19 protein-coding genes and 1 pseudogene are annotated in these 18,457 nt (G+C 69.4%); 15 read left to right on the plus strand and 5 right to left on the minus strand.

Annotated elements, in window-relative coordinates:
- Positions 1-50: 50 nt before the first annotated feature.
- The 3 genes from ACQEVS_RS15100 to ACQEVS_RS15110 all read left to right on the plus strand — a co-directional run bounded on the left by ACQEVS_RS15100 (position 51) and on the right by ACQEVS_RS15110 (position 1,423).
- Entirely contained in the window at positions 51-635 is a 585-nt protein-coding gene (locus ACQEVS_RS15100) for a phage tail protein (RefSeq protein WP_433020579.1), read from the plus strand.
- Positions 636-725: 90 nt separating this feature from the next.
- Positions 726-1,016: a hypothetical protein gene (locus ACQEVS_RS15105; protein ID WP_433020582.1), complete on the plus strand. Its 291-nt coding sequence runs from the start codon at positions 726-728 to the stop codon at positions 1,014-1,016.
- 65 nt (positions 1,017-1,081) lie between these two features.
- Entirely contained in the window at positions 1,082-1,423 is a 342-nt protein-coding gene (locus ACQEVS_RS15110) for a hypothetical protein (RefSeq protein ID WP_433020585.1), read from the plus strand.
- Between the two features lie 163 nt (positions 1,424-1,586).
- Here the strand turns inward: ACQEVS_RS15110 and ACQEVS_RS15115 are convergent, their stop codons facing one another.
- The 3 genes from ACQEVS_RS15115 to ACQEVS_RS15125 form a co-directional block, all read right to left on the minus strand.
- Positions 1,587-2,015 (minus strand): hypothetical protein, encoded by a 429-nt coding sequence (locus ACQEVS_RS15115; RefSeq protein WP_433020588.1) that lies wholly within the window; start codon positions 2,013-2,015, stop codon positions 1,587-1,589.
- 265 nt (positions 2,016-2,280) lie between these two features.
- On the minus strand, positions 2,281-2,703 hold the full coding sequence (locus tag ACQEVS_RS15120; protein ID WP_433020591.1) for a hypothetical protein: 423 nt from the start codon (positions 2,701-2,703) through the stop codon (positions 2,281-2,283).
- 19 nt (positions 2,704-2,722) lie between these two features.
- On the minus strand, positions 2,723-3,088 hold the full coding sequence (locus ACQEVS_RS15125; RefSeq protein WP_433020594.1) for a hypothetical protein: 366 nt from the start codon (positions 3,086-3,088) through the stop codon (positions 2,723-2,725).
- 181 nt (positions 3,089-3,269) lie between these two features.
- Here ACQEVS_RS15125 and ACQEVS_RS15130 point away from each other — a divergent pair, with 181 nt between their 5' ends.
- The 4 genes from ACQEVS_RS15130 to ACQEVS_RS15145 all read left to right on the plus strand — a co-directional run bounded on the left by ACQEVS_RS15130 (position 3,270) and on the right by ACQEVS_RS15145 (position 7,324).
- A complete protein-coding gene (locus ACQEVS_RS15130) occupies positions 3,270-3,800 on the plus strand; it encodes a hypothetical protein (RefSeq protein ID WP_433020597.1) in 531 nt (176 codons plus the stop codon).
- Between the two features lie 43 nt (positions 3,801-3,843).
- Positions 3,844-4,914, plus strand: coding sequence for a phage tail protein (locus ACQEVS_RS15135; protein WP_433020600.1), 1,071 nt, complete (start codon positions 3,844-3,846; stop codon positions 4,912-4,914).
- Positions 4,915-4,924: 10 nt separating this feature from the next.
- Entirely contained in the window at positions 4,925-6,115 is a 1,191-nt protein-coding gene (locus ACQEVS_RS15140; RefSeq protein ID WP_433020603.1) for a hypothetical protein, read from the plus strand.
- A 222-nt stretch (positions 6,116-6,337) separates the two neighbouring features.
- Positions 6,338-7,324 (plus strand): phage distal tail protein, encoded by a 987-nt coding sequence (locus ACQEVS_RS15145; protein WP_433020611.1) that lies wholly within the window; start codon positions 6,338-6,340, stop codon positions 7,322-7,324.
- Positions 7,325-7,717: 393 nt separating this feature from the next.
- Here the strand turns inward: ACQEVS_RS15145 and ACQEVS_RS15150 are convergent, their stop codons facing one another.
- Positions 7,718-7,939, minus strand: coding sequence for a hypothetical protein (locus ACQEVS_RS15150; RefSeq protein WP_433020614.1), 222 nt, complete (start codon positions 7,937-7,939; stop codon positions 7,718-7,720).
- Between the two features lie 572 nt (positions 7,940-8,511).
- On the opposite strand from ACQEVS_RS15150, the gene ACQEVS_RS15155 reads away from it, so the two are divergent.
- From ACQEVS_RS15155 to ACQEVS_RS15190, 8 genes and pseudogenes are all read left to right on the plus strand, one after another.
- Positions 8,512-9,642, plus strand: a complete 1,131-nt coding sequence (locus ACQEVS_RS15155) for a hypothetical protein (protein WP_433020617.1) — start codon at positions 8,512-8,514, stop codon at positions 9,640-9,642.
- Entirely contained in the window at positions 9,643-10,365 is a 723-nt protein-coding gene (locus ACQEVS_RS15160) for a hypothetical protein (protein WP_433020620.1), read from the plus strand. It begins immediately after the preceding gene.
- Between the two features lie 46 nt (positions 10,366-10,411).
- Positions 10,412-11,899 carry a phage tail protein gene (locus ACQEVS_RS15165; protein WP_433020623.1) on the plus strand — a complete coding sequence of 496 codons (1,488 nt, stop codon included), beginning with the start codon at positions 10,412-10,414 and terminating at the stop codon, positions 11,897-11,899.
- Between the two features lie 84 nt (positions 11,900-11,983).
- A complete protein-coding gene (locus tag ACQEVS_RS15170) occupies positions 11,984-12,844 on the plus strand; it encodes a peptidoglycan-binding protein (protein WP_433020626.1) in 861 nt (286 codons plus the stop codon).
- Positions 12,845-12,868: 24 nt separating this feature from the next.
- Positions 12,869-13,420: pseudogene (locus ACQEVS_RS15175) on the plus strand (GH25 family lysozyme); the annotation flags it as partial.
- Positions 13,400-13,702, plus strand: a complete 303-nt coding sequence (locus ACQEVS_RS15180) for a peptidoglycan-binding protein (RefSeq protein ID WP_433027557.1) — start codon at positions 13,400-13,402, stop codon at positions 13,700-13,702. The pseudogene ACQEVS_RS15175 and the gene ACQEVS_RS15180, both read left to right, overlap by 21 nt.
- Entirely contained in the window at positions 13,699-13,923 is a 225-nt protein-coding gene (locus ACQEVS_RS15185) for a hypothetical protein (RefSeq protein WP_433020629.1), read from the plus strand. The genes ACQEVS_RS15180 and ACQEVS_RS15185 overlap by 4 nt, the downstream gene beginning before the upstream one ends.
- Positions 13,920-14,177, plus strand: coding sequence for a hypothetical protein (locus tag ACQEVS_RS15190; protein WP_433020632.1), 258 nt, complete (start codon positions 13,920-13,922; stop codon positions 14,175-14,177). Before ACQEVS_RS15185 ends, ACQEVS_RS15190 begins: the two co-directional genes overlap by 4 nt.
- A gap of 262 nt (positions 14,178-14,439) precedes the next feature.
- On the opposite strand, the gene ACQEVS_RS15195 is transcribed toward ACQEVS_RS15190, so the two are convergent.
- Positions 14,440-18,339, minus strand: coding sequence for a DNA-directed RNA polymerase subunit beta' (locus ACQEVS_RS15195; protein WP_433020634.1), 3,900 nt, complete (start codon positions 18,337-18,339; stop codon positions 14,440-14,442).
- Positions 18,340-18,457 lie beyond the last annotated feature (118 nt).

Here is an 18,457-nt window from a genome sequence, read left to right on the forward strand (position 1 = left end):
CCCGCCGACCCGGCGGGGCCTTTCCTGTACCTCACTTCAAGGAGACACCCATGCCCGGTATGAACCCGAGCGAGATCCGCGTGGCCGGCACCGGCCGCGTCCTGATCGCCAAGGTCGGCACGGACGCGCCGGCCGACATCAACACCGACTGGGGCGCGGCCTGGCACGACCTGGGCTACACCAGCACGGACGGCGTGAAGTTCGGCCGCAAGGGCAAGACCGCCAACGTCGACACCTGGCAGTCGCTGACCCCGGCGCGCACGATCTACACCGAGCGGGAGCTGACCCTGAAGTTCGGGATGCTCCAGCTGAACGAGGACACACTGCCGTTCTTCTTCGGCGGCGGCACGGTGGGCGAGACCGCCCCGAACTCCGGCGTCTACAAGTACGAGGTGGACGGCGACCAGGGCGAGGACGAGCGCGCGCTGGGCCTGGAGTTCAACGACGGCACCGAGATCCGCTACCGCTTCGTCGTGCCGCGCGGCCTGGTGACCACCAGCGACGACTTCGACCTCAACCGCAAGGGCGCGGTGAAGCTCGGCGTGACCTTCACGGCGCTGGGCTCGAAGCCGGGGGCGCCGCTGGCGACATGGCTGATGAAGGACAAGGCGTACGCGGTGGCCCCGCCGAAGTGACGCACGGCCCCGCCGGGGCCACGCCGTGACCGCGGGCGCCGCGACCAGGCGGCGCCCGCCCCTCGTACCACCCCATCCAAGGAGAGAGACATGCCCGCATTCGACGTCAACGCCGCCCGCGCGCAGCGCCTGGAGGCGCACGGCCGAGCCTGGTCCTTCACCCTCGACGGCGACACCTTCGAACTCCCCACGGAGATCAACCACCGCACGGCACGCGCTCTGCGCGACCTCGACGACAACGACGTGGACGGCCTGCTGGCCCTGCTGATGGGCGAAAAGCAGTACGCCCACTTCGCCGAGCACGACGTGACCATGCAGGACATCGCCGCAATCCTGGAGGTCTACGGCAAGGAGACCGGGCTCGGCCTGGGGGAAGACTGAGCCTCGACGCGTTCGTCGACGAACACGCCGAGGCTCTCGAAGCGGATCTGCTCCGTCATTACGGCGTGGACCTCCTCGACTGGCACCGCGGCCGGCTCACCTCCCGCCGCCTCACGGTCCTGATCAAGCACCTCCCCCGCGACAGCGCCGTCAACCGCAACCTCCACGGCGAGGCCACCGACTGGGGCCCGGCGGAACACCTCCTCGCCGCGATGGTCGACCACCTGGCCGTCGCCAACTGGATCACGGTCACAATGAACAGTGATGAGGAGGCGGAACCGTTGCCCTACCCTGAGCCGGTTCCGAGGCCAGGTCATGACGACGGGGCGTCCGAACTTTCGGACACAGGCGAAGATAAAGCGGAGCCCCTTCCCGCCCCGGACCAGCTTGCCCGCTTCTTCGCCTGATCTGCAGTCCATGGACGCGCTCATTGCCCCCGGGCATAAGCAGGCACACAACGGGAATTCTTCACCGGCGCAGCAACCTTGAGCCGTTGTTTCGCCTTTCTGTCGCCGACTCGGCAGCCCCAGCCACGAGCAGCGGCACGTGACGGAAACACCGCATCCCCACTCAGCTACCGATATGAATCTGCGAGTAGGCGACAATCCCACTTATCACGGTGGCCACTACTCCGGCCAGGATGTGGTTTCGAATGCTGCTGCGCCTGATCGGCCAGACCTCCGCCCTGTCCCCACGCCAGATATACGCCTTCGGAGTCGGATCGTAAACAACCTCCACCGACTCCCCCAGCGGAATGGTAATTCTCGAAGAAGTAGGCCCCAACGCCCACGATCTTTCCCCGGAAGGCTTGAAAAATTCGAGCCAGGAGGCGATCCCGCTCCGGAAGTGCTCGAAGTTTTTGCACTCCGCCATGGTTCGTATGCCGACACGCTGGAGCCTCTTCAGGCGCCACGCCTCGACAAACGATAACCGGACAATCACCAGCCAGATACCCAAAACAAGCGAAAAGGTGCAGAACTTCAAGATAGTCACTGCCATGGCGGGAGTGTACCGCTCAGCACCTCACCTGCCCCGGACATTACGTAGCCACCACTCCAGCACTTCTCAAGCACAGAGCCCTGGAAGATAGCAACCTGAACGCGGGCACATTCAGCGCGATCCCTTGTGCCCTTCAGCATTACATGTCTACGTGATGGAGACGCGCAGAGCCAATAGAACAACGCCGGCCAGAGCGAGGCACGCGAGAAACCCTCACCTTGAGCCCGCGCAACTCGCGGGTCACCACTCCGCCTGCGCCGCTCGGTCAAAGGCGCATGGCACCCGTCACGAGCAAGTAGATCCAAATCAGCTGCGGCACCAGAAAAAGCAACTCGACGTACACGATCGGGTCGCCGAAAAACCCCTCTTTGGCTTCGTCGATCTCACTGCTCAGGCATGCCCTTACCGGCCGTCGGGGGTCGTAGGTGATTCTCACCGCGTCCCCTCGCTCTACCCTGGCGAGATGCAAGGGATCACTGCGATGACAGAACCGGCGGCCATCACGAGTGTCGTACTCGACGGCGATCACGGCAGAATTCGAATCCCATGCCACACGCACACACTCGCCGGTGACCTCTATACCGCTCGCCCGTAGACGCCTCCTCAGGCGCCAGGGAATGACATGCACGTACATCACGATCGGCACGGGCAGAAAGAGCATGAAGGTGATCAGAAGAGTAAGCCCCACGACGGACCCTCCTCTGGGATCACGCCAGATCCTTGATAAAGAATCCGACACTTACAAACACGAATACCGCGACACCGATCCAAATCAAATGATGATCCCCCTCGACGTATTCCGGAATCACCGCATTTTCTGGCGCCCGAGCATCGTAACGAGCCGTCACCACTTCTCCTACCTCAAGGACCGGCTCCTTGAAATATGGAGTTTGCACCTTCACCGCTTCCCCATTGGGTGCGACGAAGACACAGACACTGGACACCATCCCCTCGTTCCACTTGTTGTGGTCGCAGACCGCTTCGACTGCCACACCCCTCCAGGCAATCGATCTCATACGCACAATCTGGACCACCATCCAGAAGGCCACTGCCGCACATACCACGCCGGGCACCAAGCTGATCATCCCCCTCGAACGACGCAACCCGACCGCTTGAACGGGCTGGCGGGAGCGTAACACCGAAAGACAGGAGAGAGGAATGCCCCCCTCAGAGAACACACCCAGCTCGTTCCCGGGACCACCGCCACAGATCCCCAACCCCCTGCCGGTATCGCCTGACCAGTGGCAGACGGCGGTGAACGAGATATGGACGAGAGTCAAAAGTGCGCTGGACTTCACGTTCGGCCCCACCCAATTCCATAAAGCCGGCGGCCTGCAGGCCGTCACCTCGTCCGGACAGCTCCTCAAGTTCGACCCCTCACTCGTCAAATACGACGAGAAGGGGCTGACGATCGCAGGCGTCCAGATATTTGAGCACAAAAAAATCTCTCTACAGGACGCGTTCGGCGAGCAAGTAAAGGATCTCAAGGCGAAGTATCCGTTCCTGGACGGCGGAAAAACGAAGCGCGCTCGAGAGGAGAAGAAGAGCACTCCAAGCACGGAAGAAAGCCCCTTGGGGGTGGCAAAAGAGGCCCGCACGCTTGCTCGAGAAGCGCATGCACGGCTCAATAAGCAGCGCGATGCACTCAAGCGAACTTCGACAGCCCGCCAAGGGGCGAGCGCGCCCGCGCCTCAAGGACGCAGGCCCCGGTTCTCCACCAGAACCGCTCGGAACGTACGGGACCTGGAGGAACGCGTGCGCAACCTCGAATCCGCCCTGGGGTGAACAAGAGCCGAACCGCGGCCTCTCCGAGCGAACGGGATGACCCATGTCACTGAACAGCGCTCTCCTGCGCATCAACGGAACCGCCCGAGGCGCCAAATCCGCCCTCGACGCCACCGGCAAATCCGCACAGAAACTCTCCACCCACACCGGCGCCCTCAACACCGGCATGGGCAAGGTCAGGACCTCCGCCCAGCAGGCCGGCCGTGAGGTCAAGAACGTGAAGGGCGGCGCCGACGCGACCGCGAAGGCGATCGGGAAGATGGGGAAGGAGTCCGGGAAGGCGGCGCCCGGGCTGGACAAGGCCGGGGGGAGCCTGAAGAAGGCCACGAAGAGCACCGACGGCCTCAACCGGTCGATGAAGAGGAACTTCCTCGCTCAACTGGTCACCCTCTTCCAGCCGTTGATCGAGAAGGTCATCGAGATGGCCTCCAAGTCGACGACCATGCGCCGCATCATGAAGAAGGCCTTCGAGGTCATCGGCAAGGCCGTCGACGCGGCGGCGAAGGTCATCGGCCCGCTGATGCGGGGGCTCGGCCAGTTGATGTCGGGCGTCTGGAACGGGATCAAGAAGGCGATCATGCCCATCGCCCTCTGGTTCGTCACCGACCTGCCGGACGTGTTCAACACCGTGAAGGCGGCGCTGCACGCGGCGTGGGACGCGCTCCCCGAGTCCGTCAAGAGCATCTTCCGGGCGATCGTCACGGTGGTGCGGGACCCCATCAACGGCCTGATCGGAATGGTCAACGCCGTCATCACCTCGCTCAACGGCATTCACGTCAGCGTCCCGAGCTGGATCCCGCACTTCGGCGGCAGAGGCTTCACCATCGATGTGTCGCCGATCGCCATGCTCGCCGAAGGCGGCATCGTCACCCCGCGCACCGGCGGCGTGCCGGCCCTCGTCGCCGAGGCGGGCGAGGCCGAGGCCGTGCTGCCGCTGTCGCGGCTGGACCGGCTGCTGACCCGGACGGCCATCGCCGGACGCCTCTCGGCCGCCGGCGTGGACCCGAACGGCGCGGGCGGCGGCGGGTTCCACATCGAGAACTACTACGCACGGGCCGACGACCCCCGGGACACCGCCATGGCGCTGATGTTCCTCGCCAAGGCCCGCGGATGAGGAGGCCCGCATGGCGGCAGCAGCAGCACTCACCGGGCCGGTCCGGAACCCGCTCGCCGGAACCGCGGGCCCCCTCGCCGCCTTCTCGTCCGGCGTGGGCCGGCTCGACGGGTCGGTACGCGGCGCGCTGACCGGCGTCCAGGCGGCCACCCGGTTCGTCGAGCGCCTGGCCGCGTCCCTGGGACCGGGCGGCACCGCCGCGACCAAGCAGCTGGGCAGCGCCGCGTCCGCCGCCGGCCCGGCCCTGGCGAATGCCGGCAAGGAGGCGTCCGGCGCCGCCAAGGGCCTGGACCGCCAGAAGGACGCCCACCGCCGGCTGAACCGGCAGTTCTCCGGGCTGCCCGGCAAGTTCCGCGGCCTCGGCGGACTCTTCGGCGGGCTCGGCAGCGTCGGGACGAAGGCCGGCGGCGCGATCGGCAAGGCGGCGTCCGTCCTGGGCATCCTCGCGGGGGTCATGGAAGCGGTGAACCTCCTGATGCGGGGCAACCCCTGGACACTCGCGGCCTCCCTGCTCCTCCCGATCGCCACCGAACTGATCACTTTCGCCCTGGAGTCGGAGACCGGACAGCGGATCATGGAAGGGGTCTTCTCCCACGTGGGAGAGGCGTTCGTGACCGCCACGGCGGCGATCATCATTCCGGTCCGCGAGTACCTGACCGCCGTCATGAAGATCTGGAACGGGCTCAAGATGTTCGTCGAGCCGGTCCGCAAGTTCCTCCACGGCGACTTCTCCGGCGGCTTCAGCAGCCTCGGCAAGGCCCTGCTGAGCACCCTCGGCGGCGTCGCCGATCTCCTCAGGGCCGGGTTCCACCTGGTCGCCGGGGTGGTGGCCGCTCCGATCAACGCGTTGATCAGCTTCGCCAACGCCATCATCGACGCGCTCAACACCGTGCCGTTCGTCAACCTGCCCCACATCCCGCGGCTCGCTCAAGGCGGCGTGGTCACCGCGCGCGACGGCGGTGTCCCCGTGATCCTCGCGGAGGCCGGCGAGGCGGAGGCCGTCCTGCCGCTCCCGAAGCTCGAACGGCTGCTGACGGCGACCGCCGAGGCGGCCCGCGCCACGGCCCCCCACCGGGCCGGCGGGCCGGACAGGCTGAACGGGCTGTACGGGCCCGACCTGCGTGAGTACCACGAACCCGCGCATCGCGGTGCGTACGGCATCGCCGAGGACCTGCTGTTCCGAGCCCGGACGCGTGCCTGAACCAGCGCACGCCTCCGGGCTCGGAGCGAAACCGGGCGAGCCCCGCCTTCGGACACGCACCGGAACCGACAAACTCCGGCCCTGGCCCCGTACCTGAGCCCCCGCCCGCGTACCGGCCCCCGGCACATACCGGCCCCGAGACGCGACCGGCCCGGAGACGCCGCCCAACCCCAGCCTCAACCGGACCCCAACCACGCACCGGAAGGTGAAGGCCGACCTCCCATGCCCCCTACATTCACCACACCCACACCCACACTCACACCCACACCCACACCACCCCCGGCCACCCCCGACCAGCCCCCCGGCTCACTGATCACCCGCGACGGGCAGATCCAGTGGGCCGGACTGCTGATCGGCCCGGGCACCGACTACCAGATCGCCGACTCCGGCCTCACCGGCTGGGCCGACCTCCCCGGCCTGGACAGTGGCGACGTCCTCCGCCCCGACCAGCACGGCGCCTGGCCCGGCGCCCAGTGGGCCCAGGCGCGTACGGTCACCGCGCCCGTCTGGCTGCTCCCCGACCAGCCCGAACGGGCCGCCGAGGTCACCCGGGCGTTCAACGCGGCGACCGGCGTGCACACCGGCGAGCAGTGGCTGGCCGTGCGCCTGCACGGCGAGACGCTGGCCTGCCGGGCCCGCGTGTCCCAGCGCGTCGTGCCGCACGACCGGATGTACGTCACCCGGGGCGCCGCGAAGGCGACCGTGCAGTGGATCTGCGCGGACCCGCGCCGTTTCTCCGTCGAGGAGCGGTCCGCCGTCACCGGCCTCCCCCGGCCGGAGGGCGGCCTGTTCTGGGGCCAGGACCAGACCCGTGCCCCCGGGCAGGGGCTCACCTGGCCCATCGCCTGGGGCGAGCCCGGCTCCACCGGACTGCTGACCGTGTTCAACGACGGTGACGCGCCCACGAGTCCGGTCGTCGAGTTCCGGGGCCAGGTGAGCAGGCCGTCCCTGACCCGGCTCGGCGACGGGCTGCGGATCGAGTACGACATCACGCTCGCGCCGTCCGACGTCCTGACCGTCGACACCTCCGCGGGCACGGTCCTGCTCAACGGCAGCACCTCACGCCTGCACACCGCCACCTCGTCGTCCGTCCCGGAGCAGCTCTTCCAACTGCCGCCCGGCGAAAGCACCTTCGCCTTCCGGGCCGACCCCGACGCGCCGGGCGCCGGCGCCACCGCGGCCGTCACCTGGCGCGGAGCCCGTTGGTGAGCACGCGCCTCCCCCGTCCCTCCCGCCACCACCACCCCAGGAGAACATCATGAACCTCGGCAGCGCGTGGCTGCTCAACTCCACCAACGGCGAGGGCGGCCAGTCCCGCCTCGACACCCGACTCGCCCCGCTGGGCGCGATGGCCCCGGCCGGCCCGCTGGCCTCCCGGCCCGGCGTGCTGCCCGGCTCGGCCGACGGCCGCGAGACCGTCACCGGCCTCGCCGTCGCCACCGACGGCACCGGCATGAGCACCCGGGTCGGCCCCGGGCGCGCCGTCGTCCAGGGCACCGCCGCCGCGGGCGCCTACCCCGTCTACCTCCCCGAGCCCACCAGCATCACCTTCGCCGACGGCGACCCTGGCAACCCGCGCGTCGACCTCGTCGTCGCCCGGATCTACGACGACCAGCAGGACGCCTCCGGCAAGACCGGCGCGTTCATCGAGATCGTGCCCGGCACCCCGGCGGCGAAGCCCGTCGCTCCCCCGGTCCCGCCGGCGTCCCTGGCCCTGGCCGAGGTGACGGTGAAGGCCGGCGCCTCGGCCGGCACCGGTGGCATCGACTGGCGGACCGGCGCCGTCCGCGACCGCCGGCAGGCCACCGTCGCCGCTGGCGGCATCCTCCCCGCCGACTGGGGCCCGGGCTTCGCCGGCGCGTACCCCGGCCAGTACCGCGACAACGGCACCGGCCTCCAGCGCTGGAACGGCAAGGAGTGGCAGGACCTGCGGCCGACCTGGCAGTCGTACGCGCCGACGTGGGGCGCCGAAGACGGCCCCAAGGTCGCACTGGGCAACGGCAGCGTGTCCGGCCGCTACCTCAAGGACGGACCGCAGGTCCAGTTCTATGCCTCGCTCACCATCGGTACGACGACCAACTGGGGCGGACCCAACCGCAACGGCAACTGGTACCTGACCCTGCCGTTCCCGCCGTCCCTGGCCATGCCCGGCACCTTCCGCGCCCGCACGGGCCCCGACACGGGCGCCTACTACTTCGGCGGTTGCTACATCTACCGGAACGGATCCGGTTCGGAGAAGCCGATCAAGGGTCTGGACATCGGCAAGGGAGTGGCCCGCGGCTGGTCCTGCGCGGGCCCCGACGGCAAGGCCTCCAGCGCCTGGGTGGACGCCGACTTCCCCGCCACCCCCAGCCCGGTTCCTGGTACGAGGTCTGGGGCACCTACGAGGTCGACGCATGACGGATACGCCCCCCTTCGCCGCTCCGTCCGCGGACATCACCTACCGCGCCCTCTTCTGCGACCTCCTCACCGACCGCGTGATCGACGTGCTGCCGCTCACCGACGTCGAGTTCGACGACTACATCGGCAAGCCGGGGCAGCTCCGCGCGACCGTCCCGCTGCCCGACGAGGCCCTCGCCCGCCGGGCGCGCGCCGCGCTCCGGACCGGCCGCACCGCGGTCTGGCTGGAGCGCGGCTCCGAGATCTGGTGGGGCGGCATCCTGTGGACCTGCACCGCGGAGGGGGACGAACGCGGCCGGCTCCGCGTCCAGTTCCAGGCGGGCACCTTCGACTCGTACTTCGAGCACCGCATCCTGGCGTCGAGCTACGTCTTCAAGAAGCGCGACCAGTTCCACATCGTCCGCGAACTCCTCCAGCACGCCCAGTCCCAGCCGGGCGGCGACATCAGGCTGACGTTCGGGGACGAGACCTCCGGGGTGGTCCTGGACGAACGCGCCTACGCCTACACCGACCTGGCCCGCGTCCGGGAACTGATCGACGGGCTCGCCGCGCTGGAGAACGGCTTCGAGTGGCGGATCCAGTGCTACCGCCACCCGGAGACCGGCGAACGGACCAAGCGGCTGCAACTGGGCCACCCGAAGATCCTCACCGGCGCGTCCGACATCGTCCTCGACCGCCCCGGGCAACTCCTCACCTACAGCCTGCCCGTGGACTCGACCGTGCAGGCCAACGTCTGGGTGGCGCGCGGCGAGTCCGCCAACCGCGACCAGGCCACGGACTCCCTCCCCGAGGTGTCCGAGCCCCAGGTCGCCGAGGAGCTCGCCGCCGGCTGGCCGCGCCTCGAAGGGACCTCGGACCACAGCGGCGTCTCCGACAAGAAGCTGCTCACCAGCGCGGCCGTCGCCGAGCTCGACCGGGCCCGGCAGCCGCAGTCCATCCCCGAGGCCACCTTCCGGCTGGACGGCCGGATCACCCCCGCCCTCATCGGCGGCACGGTCCGGCTGCGCATCCGCGACGGCTGGCACGCACGCACCCCCGACCGGCGGTACCGCGTCGTCGGACTGACGGTGACACCCCCGGACCGGTCCAAGGCCGAGACGGCCCGGCTCTACCTGGAGGCGATGTAAGTGGCCGCCATCCCGCTCGATCTGCTCGACCGCATCCGCTCCCTGGAACGCCAGGTCCGCGCCCTCATGGGCAGCGCCAACACCCGCCCGGCCATGGACCGTGTCAAGGGCGGCAACGTCGTCATCAGCGACGGCGGCCGGCTCGCCGTCCGCGACAGCGAGGGCGAGAAGGGCGCCGAACTGCTCTACATCGGCAAGAGCCCCGACGTCTTCCCCAACCGGCCCGACGGCACCGGCCAGAGCGGCTTCATGTTGCGCCGCGACGACGGCTCGGTGGCAATGGCGGTACGCACCGACGCGCCCGACATCGAACCGCGCCAGTCGGTACGGATCTTCGACGGCCGGTCCAACGCCATCGTCGCCGACGACACGGCGGGCGAGGGCCTGGCCAGGCCCTACCTGGCGTATCCGCTGCCGATGCCGGTGAGCACCGCGCGGTGGGAGACCACCGCCTCGGCGGAGTGGACGACGCTCCACAGCAGCACCGGCATCGTCCAGCACCCCGCGCTCCGCTGTCTGATCCTCACCACGGACGGCGGCGAGGCCCGGCTGCTGGTGAACGGCGTCCCGGTGGGCCCGGCCGGCCCCGGGCCGCTCGACTTCACCGCGCCCGTCGGGCTGCCCTTCGACACCCTCGCCACCTTCGAGGTGCAGGCCCGCGCCACCACACCCGGCGCGACGGTCGGCTGCTCCCCGCGCGCCCTGTACGGCGTCAAGTCCTAAGCACGTGTCCTAACCACGTGTCCCATCCACGTCAGGAGGCACACCCGTGTTGCCCAACGGCATCCCCACGGTGACCGTCACCGCCCGCTACCTCACCCCGGACGGCCGGCCGCTGAGCGGCACCCTCACCTTCCGGGCCCCCACCCTGCTCACCCACACCGGCAGCGACACCATCCTGGGCGGCCCGATCACGGCCCCCCTGGACGCGGACGGCCGCGTCCAGGCCGTCCTGCCCGCCACCGACACCCCCGGCATGAACCCGGCCAAGTGGACGTACACCGTCGTCGAGCAGCTGGCCGGGATACCGGTCAACCGGACGTACGACATCGTCCTCCCCGCCACGCAGAAGACGGTGGACCTCGCCGACCTCGCACCCGTCGACCCGGAGGCCCCGCACTACGTCGCCGTCCCCGGCCCGCCCGGCCCGGCCGGCGCCCCCGGCCCGGCGGGTCCGGCGGGCGCGCCGGGCCTGATCCAGTCCGTGAACGGCAAGAGCGCCGCGGCCGTCACGCTGAGCGCGGCCGACCTCCAGGCCGTACCGGCGGCGACGGTCGGCCAGGCGGGCGGAGTCGCCTCCCTCGACGCCACCGGCAAGGTCCCCACCACCCAACTGCCGCCGGGCGCGGTCGCCCCCGTCTCGTCGGTCAACGGCAAGAAGGGCGAGGTGGCCCTCGTCGCCTCGGACGTCGGCGCCCTCGACCAGGCGGCGGCGGACCTGCGGTACGTCCAGCAGTCGACGGCCGTCCTGTCGGTGAACGGCCGTACGGGCGCGGTCACCCTCGACGCGACCATGCTCGGCGCGGCGCCGGCCGGCGCGGTGGTCGCCCTGACCGGCGACCAGACGGTCTCCGGCACGAAGACCTTCACCAACGTGCCCATGGTCAAGGCCGACCCGACGTCCGCCGACCACCTGGTCCGCAAGAGCTACGTGGACGCCCTCGGCACACCGGGCACCTGGGGGCCGACGGACCTCGGGTTCAAGGCGTGGACGTTCGACCCGGCGACGGCGTCGATGTCGACGACGATCCCCAACGACAAGGCCTACGCCACACCGCAGTACTGCCCGCCGGGCCAGGTCTACCTGATGGGCCTCATGCTCCGTGCCGCCACGGAAATCAACAACATCGTCTTCTACGTCCACGGCTACGTCGGCAACACCCTCGCCGCCGCCTCATACGCGGGCCTGTACGACGCGACGGGCAAGCGGGTGGCGATGACCCCGTCGCTGAAGGACATCTTCCCGAAGGTCATGGAAGGCACCACCGTCCCGCTCCCGCTGACCGCGCCGTATGTCGCGCCGCCCGGCTGCTACTGGGTGGCGTTCGTCCTGAACGGGCCGGACAAGGCGAACAGCGGCCCCGGCTTCGCCGTCGCGGCGAACTACGGTCTCCGCCCCTCCAGCGGCGCCCGCATGCCCGGAGCCTTCGTCCGCCACGGCCGCTTGCCGGCCACGGGCCAGACGTCGCTGCCTACGTCGTTCAACCCGTCCACTGTCATCGACGACGCCAACGCCATTTGGGCCGCGATCGCCTGACCCGGACCTTCCCCCTCAACGGCCGCGCCCCGCACCGCAGTCAGCGGTACGGGGCGCGGCCGTCCCCTGAAGGAGCCCGACCACATGGCAACACCCCTCACCCCGGATCCCCTTCTCACCGCCCTCCGCACCGAGGGCGTCACCGTCGTCGAGGTCGGCGACTGGCGCACCCACAACCGCGATCACAAAGGCGCCTGGGGCCCGGTCAACGGCATCGTCATCCACCACACCGCCACCACCGGCACCCGCGACTCCGTCGACCTCTGCTACGACGGCTACGACGAGCTGCCCGGCCCGCTCTGTCACGGCGTGATCGACAAGGAGGGCACCGTCCACCTCGTCGGCAACGGCCGTACCAACCACGCCGGCCTGGGCGACGGCGACGTGCTGGAGGCCGTCGTCAGCGAGTCCGCGCTCCCCCGCCCGACGGCGATGGACACCGACGGCAACGCCCGCTTCTACGGCTTCGAGTGCGTCAACGAGGGCGACGGCGAGGACCCCTGGCCGGCCGCCCAACTGGACGCGATCGTACGGACGTCGGCGGCGCTCTGCCGGGCGCACGGCTGGACCGCGGCCTCCGTCATCGGCCACAAGGAGTGGACGAACCAGAAGATCGACCCGCTCGGCTTCACCATGGACGACCTGCGCGCCCGGATCGCGCGGCGGCTCGCCGGCGCGTCCCGCGAGACCGTCCGCACCGCCTCCTTCCCCGGTCGGGACTTCTTCCGTACCGGCACGGACTCGCCCCTCATCACGGCCATGGGCCGCCGCCTCGTCGAGGAGGGCTGCGCGGCGTACGCGGAGGGCCCCGGCCCGCGCTGGACCGACGCGGACCGCGCGTCGTACGCCCGCTGGCAGCGCAAGCTCGGCTACACCGGCGACGACGCCGACGGCCGGCCCGGCCCGTCGTCCTGGGACGCCCTCAAAGTCCCGAGCTCTTCCTGAAAGGCAACCAACCTCATGAGCAGCATGATCCGCGGCATCGACATCTCGTCCTACCAGTCGTCCGCCTACTCCACCTCCGACCTTGACTTCGTCCTGATCAAGGCGACCGAGGGCCGCTCGTACGTCAACCCGCGCATGCGCGACCAGGCCGCCCGGGCCCGCCGGGCCGGGCTCGTCGTCGGCTTCTACCACTTCCTCCACCCGGGGAACCTGGACGAGCAGGCCGCGTACTTCGTCGAACGCTGCGACTCCGCCGAGGGCGACATCCTCGCCGTCGACTGGGAGACGACCGACGGCGGCGTCGCGACCTGCGCGGAGAAGGACGCCTTCCTCCGCAAGGTGAAGGCCCTGCGCCCCGGCCACCGGGTGATCCTCTACTGCAACCGCGACTTCTGGCTGAACCGCGACAGCAGCGGGTACGCCGGGGACGGACTGTGGATCGCCGCCTACGGGACGGGGGCCGGGGCGCCCGGCATACGGGCGGACTGGCTGATCCACCAGTTCACGGACGACCCGGTGGACAGCAACGTGGCCCGCTTCGCCTCGCGCGACGAGATGCGGGCGTGGGCGGCGGGCGGTGGCACGACGCCGTCCCCGGACCGGCAGCCGGCCTACGAACCGTTCCCCGGCGCCGACTTCTTCCGCTCCGGCCCGAACTCCCCCGTCGTCACCGCCATGGGCCGCCGCCTCGTCGAGGAAGGCTGCTCGGCGTACGCCGAGGGCCCCGGCCCCCGCTGGACGGAGTCCGACCGGCGCTCGTACGCCCGCTGGCAGCGCAAGCTCGGCTACTCCGGCGACGACGCCGACGGCTGGCCGGGGCAAGCGAGTTGGGACGCGCTGAAGGTGCCGCGCGCATGACCGACTCCACGAAGCGCACCCTGCGCACCCTCGTCCAGACGGCGGTGGCCTTCGCCGTCGCCCTCCCCGCGATCGCCGACGCGTCCGGGGTCCCGTCCACCCTCCCCTGGGTCGCCGGCGCGCTCGCCGTGGCCGGCGGCCTGGCCCGGGTCATGGCCCTGCCCGCCGTCCAGGCCCTCCTCCCGCGCTGGCTGCGCACGGACGACCGGGGCGGCTCATGATCCCACCCACCCCCCACACCGACGTCGCCCTGGAGCTCGAACGCCTCCGCGGCACGATGGAGGCCGGCTTCGCCCGCGTCGACGGCGCTCTCGCCCTCGTCGTCCAGCGGAACGACCAGACGGATCGGCTGCTTGCCGATCATGAGGCGCGGCTCGATGCGTTGGAGCGGGCGCGCTGGCCGCTCGCCAGTGTGGCGGCTCTGGTGGGGGTGGCAGGGGCCGTCGTCGCCGCGCTGGAGCTTGTGGGTCGATAAGGGGAGGGTGCCCCAGCCCCGCCCCTTCGCCGATTCCTGGGGCTGCGCCCCAGACCCCGAAACCGCGCTCCGCGCGGTTGTCCTCAAACGCCGGACGGGCTGTATTCAGCCCGTCCGGCGTTTGAGGACAGCGCCCGCAGGGCGCTTCGGGGGTGCGGGGGCCTGCCCCCCGCAAGAAACGGTGAAAGGGAGGGACCGGGGCACCCCCAAACGCCGCGAGGCGGCCGCCCAAAGGGCGACCGCCTCGCGAACCGCGAACCGCTTACTGGTTGTACGGCCCGTAGTCGTAGTCCTCCAGCGGAACCGCCTGACCCGACCCCGTCCCGAAGGGCGAGTAGTCGATGTCGTCGTACCCGACGGCCGAGTACATGGCGGCCTTCGCCTCCTCGGTCGGCTCGACCCGGATGTTCCGGTAGCGGGACAGACCCGTACCGGCCGGGATGAGCTTACCGATGATCACGTTCTCCTTGAGGCCGATGAGCGAGTCGGACTTGGCGTTGATCGCCGCGTCCGTCAGCACTCGGGTCGTCTCCTGGAAGGAGGCGGCCGACAGCCAGGACTCCGTGGCCAGCGAGGCCTTGGTGATACCCATCAGCTGCGGACGGCCGGAGGCCGGGTGGCCGCCTTCCTGGACCACGCGACGGTTCTCCGCCTCGAAGCGCGAGCGCTCCACGAGCTCGCCCGGCAGCAGCTCCGCGTCGCCGGACTCGATGATCGTCACGCGGCGCAGCATCTGCCGGATGATGATCTCGATGTGCTTGTCGTGGATCGACACACCCTGCGAGTTGTAGACCTTCTGGACCTCGCCGACCAGGTGGACCTGGACGGCACGCTGGCCGAGAATGCGCAGCACGTCGTGCGGGTTGGTGGCACCCACGGTGAGCTTCTGGCCCACCTCGACGTGGTCGCCCTCGCCCACCAGCAGACGGGCACGCTTCGAGATCGCGTAGGCGGTCTCGTCGGAGCCGTCGTCCGGGGTGACGACGATCTTCTTGGTCTTCTCGGTCTCCTCGATCCGGACGCGGCCGGCGGCCTCGGAGATCGGGGCGACACCCTTCGGCGTACGGGCCTCGAAGAGCTCGACGACACGGGGCAGACCCTGGGTGATGTCGTCACCGGCCACACCACCGGTGTGGAAGGTACGCATCGTCAGCTGGGTACCGGGCTCACCGATCGACTGGGCGGCGATGATGCCCGCCGCCTCGCCGATGTCCACCAGCTTGCCGGTCGCCAGCGAGCGGCCGTAGCAGTAGGCACAGGTGCCGACCGCGGACTCACAGGTGAGGACCGAGCGGGTCTTGACCGTCTCGACGCCGTGGGCGACGAGCTGGTCGATGAGCACGTCACCGAGGTCGACGTTGGCCGGCGCGATGACCTTGCCGTCGACGACGACGTCCTCGGCCAGCATGCGGGCGTACACCGAGGTCTCGACGTCGTCGGCCTTGCGCAGCACGCCGTTGGCGTCCTTGGTCGCGATCGTCAGCTTGAGGCCGCGGTCGGTGCCACAGTCCTCCTCGCGGATGATCACGTCCTGGGAGACGTCCACGAGACGACGGGTCAGGTAACCCGAGTCGGCGGTACGGAGGGCGGTGTCCGCGAGACCCTTACGGGCACCGTGGGTGGAGATGAAGTACTCCAGCACGGAGAGACCCTCACGGAACGACGCCTTAATGGGTCGCGGGATGGTCTCGTTCTTCGCGTTCGACACCAGACCACGCATACCGGCGATCTGCCGCATCTGCATCATGTTTCCTCGGGCACCCGAGTCAACCATCATGAAGATGGGGTTCGTCTTGGGGAAGTTCGCGTTCATCGCCTCGGCGACCTCGTTGGTCGCCTTGGTCCAGATCGCGATGAGCTCCTGCGTGCGCTCGTCCTTGGTGATCAGACCGCGCTCGTACTGCTTCTGGACCTTCTCGTCCTGGGCCTCGTAGCCCGCGACGATCTCCTTCTTCGCCTCAGGCACGACGACGTCGGAGATGGCCACGGTGACGCCGGAACGGGTCGCCCAGTGGAAGCCAGCCGCCTTCAGGTTGTCGAGCGTCGCCGCCACGATGACCTTGGGGTAGCGCTCGGCCAGGTCGTTGACGATCTCGGAGAGCTGCTTCTTGCCCACCGAGTAGTCGACGAACGGGTAGTCCTCGGGCAGCAGCTCGTTGAAGAGCGCGCGGCCCAGCGTGGTGCGCAGACGGAACGAGTCCCCCTGCTGCCACTCCGGCTCGCCCTCCTCCGCCACCGGCGGGGTCCAGCCACGCGGCGGGACGGTGCCGATCGGGAAGCGGATGTCGACCTTCGCCTGGAGCGAGAGCTCCCGGGCGTCGAACGCCATGATCGCCTCGGCGACGGACGCGAACGAGCGGCCCTCGCCGATGACCTCGCGCTCCTCCTCGTCGGTGGTGAGGAAGAACAGACCGAGCACCATGTCCTGCGTCGGCATGGTGACCGGACGGCCGTCGGCCGGCTTGAGGATGTTGTTCGAGGACAGCATCAGGATGCGGGCCTCGGCCTGCGCCTCCGCGGAGAGCGGCAGGTGGACGGCCATCTGGTCACCGTCGAAGTCCGCGTTGAACGCGGTGCAGACGAGCGGGTGGATCTGGATGGCCTTGCCCTCGACCAGCTGCGGCTCGAAGGCCTGGATGCCGAGTCGGTGCAGGGTGGGCGCACGGTTCAGCAGAACCGGGTGCTCCGCGATGACCTCTTCGAGGACGTCGTACACGACCGTGCGGCCGCGCTCGACCATGCGCTTCGCGCTCTTGATGTTCTGCGCGTGGTTCAGGTCGACCAGGCGCTTCATCACGAACGGCTTGAAGAGCTCCAGCGCCATGGCCTTGGGCAGACCACACTGGTGCAGCTTCAGCTGCGGGCCGACGACGATGACGGAACGCGCCGAGTAGTCGACTCGCTTGCCGAGCAGGTTCTGACGGAAGCGACCCTGCTTGCCCTTGAGCATGTCGGACAGCGACTTCAGCGGACGGTTGCCGGGGCCCGTGACCGGGCGACCACGACGGCCGTTGTCGAAGAGCGCGTCGACGGCCTCCTGAAGCATGCGCTTCTCGTTGTTCACGATGATCTCGGGGGCACCGAGGTCAAGGAGTCGCTTGAGGCGGTTGTTGCGGTTGATGACGCGGCGGTACAGGTCGTTCAGGTCGGAGGTCGCGAAGCGGCCACCGTCCAGCTGCACCATCGGACGCAGGTCCGGCGGGATCACCGGGATGCAGTCCAGCACCATGCCGCTGGGGCTGTTGCGGGTCTGCAGGAACGCGGAGACGACCTTGAGGCGCTTGAGCGCACGGGTCTTCTTCTGGCCCTTGCCGGTACGGATGATCTCGCGGAGGCGCTCGGCCTCCTCGTCGAGGTCGAAGGACTCCAGGCGCTTCTGCAGCGCGGCGGCGCCCATCGCACCCGAGAAGTAGGTGCCGAAGCGGTCGCGCAGCTCGCGGTAGAGCAGCTCGTCGCCCTCGAGGTCCTGGACCTTGAGGTTCTTGAAGCGGTTCCAGACCTCGTCGAGACGGTCGATCTCGCGCTGCGCACGGTCGCGCAGCTGCTTCATCTCACGCTCGGCACCCTCGCGCACCTTGCGGCGCACGTCGGCCTTGGCGCCCTCGGCCTCCAGCTCGGCCAGGTCGGACTCGAGCTTCTTGGCGCGGGCCTCCAGGTCGGCGTCGCGGCGCTGCTCGATCTGCTGGCGCTCGACGGAGACGTGGGCCTCCAGCGAGGGCAGGTCGCGCGTCCGGCGCTCCTCGTCCACCCACGTGATCATGTAGGCGGCGAAGTAGATGACCTTCTCGAGGTCCTTCGGGGCGAGGTCGAGCAGGTAGCCCAGCCGCGACGGAACGCCCTTGAAGTACCAGATGTGGGTGACGGGGGCGGCGAGCTCGATGTGGCCCATCCGCTCACGGCGCACCTTGGCGCGGGTGACCTCGACGCCACAGCGCTCACAGATGATGCCCTTGAAGCGGACACGCTTGTACTTGCCGCAGTAGCACTCCCAGTCCCGGGTGGGGCCGAAGATCTTCTCGCAGAAGAGCCCGTCCTTTTCCGGCTTCAGGGTGCGGTAGTTGATGGTCTCCGGCTTCTTGACCTCGCCGTGGGACCAGGTTCGGATGTCGTCCGCGGTCGCCAGGCCGATCCGCAGCTCGTCGAAGAAGTTGACGTCGAGCACTTTGTCGTCAATCCCTCTTTCAGGGTTCGTGCCCTCTCGCACTAGCGAGGTGTGGGCTCTACATCAGTGGTCTGGGGGTCCAGGGACGACCGGGGCCTCACAGGGAGGCCCCGGTCAG

The organism is Streptomyces sp. CA-181903 (genome assembly GCF_050937075.1).
In the GTDB taxonomy this organism is placed as follows: domain Bacteria; phylum Actinomycetota; class Actinomycetes; order Streptomycetales; family Streptomycetaceae; genus Streptomyces.

Excerpts from the sequence above, each read along its gene's own strand:
- ACQEVS_RS15100 (WP_433020579.1), top strand. The coding sequence starts at position 51 with ATGCCCGGTATGAACCCGAGCGAGATCCGCGTGGCCGGCACCGGCCGC.
- ACQEVS_RS15105 (WP_433020582.1), top strand. The coding sequence starts at position 726 with ATGCCCGCATTCGACGTCAACGCCGCCCGCGCGCAGCGCCTGGAGGCG.
- ACQEVS_RS15115 (WP_433020588.1), bottom strand. The coding sequence starts at position 2,015 with ATGGCAGTGACTATCTTGAAGTTCTGCACCTTTTCGCTTGTTTTGGGT.
- ACQEVS_RS15135 (WP_433020600.1), top strand. The coding sequence starts at position 3,844 with ATGTCACTGAACAGCGCTCTCCTGCGCATCAACGGAACCGCCCGAGGC.
- ACQEVS_RS15140 (WP_433020603.1), top strand. The coding sequence starts at position 4,925 with ATGGCGGCAGCAGCAGCACTCACCGGGCCGGTCCGGAACCCGCTCGCC.
- ACQEVS_RS15145 (WP_433020611.1), top strand. The coding sequence starts at position 6,338 with ATGCCCCCTACATTCACCACACCCACACCCACACTCACACCCACACCC.
- ACQEVS_RS15150 (WP_433020614.1), bottom strand. The coding sequence starts at position 7,939 with ATGCCGCCAGCGGCGACGGTGGCCTGCCGGCGGTCGCGGACGGCGCCG.
- ACQEVS_RS15155 (WP_433020617.1), top strand. The coding sequence starts at position 8,512 with ATGACGGATACGCCCCCCTTCGCCGCTCCGTCCGCGGACATCACCTAC.
- ACQEVS_RS15170 (WP_433020626.1), top strand. The coding sequence starts at position 11,984 with ATGGCAACACCCCTCACCCCGGATCCCCTTCTCACCGCCCTCCGCACC.
- ACQEVS_RS15180 (WP_433027557.1), top strand. The coding sequence starts at position 13,400 with ATGCGGGCGTGGGCGGCGGGCGGTGGCACGACGCCGTCCCCGGACCGG.
- ACQEVS_RS15185 (WP_433020629.1), top strand. The coding sequence starts at position 13,699 with ATGACCGACTCCACGAAGCGCACCCTGCGCACCCTCGTCCAGACGGCG.
- ACQEVS_RS15190 (WP_433020632.1), top strand. The coding sequence starts at position 13,920 with ATGATCCCACCCACCCCCCACACCGACGTCGCCCTGGAGCTCGAACGC.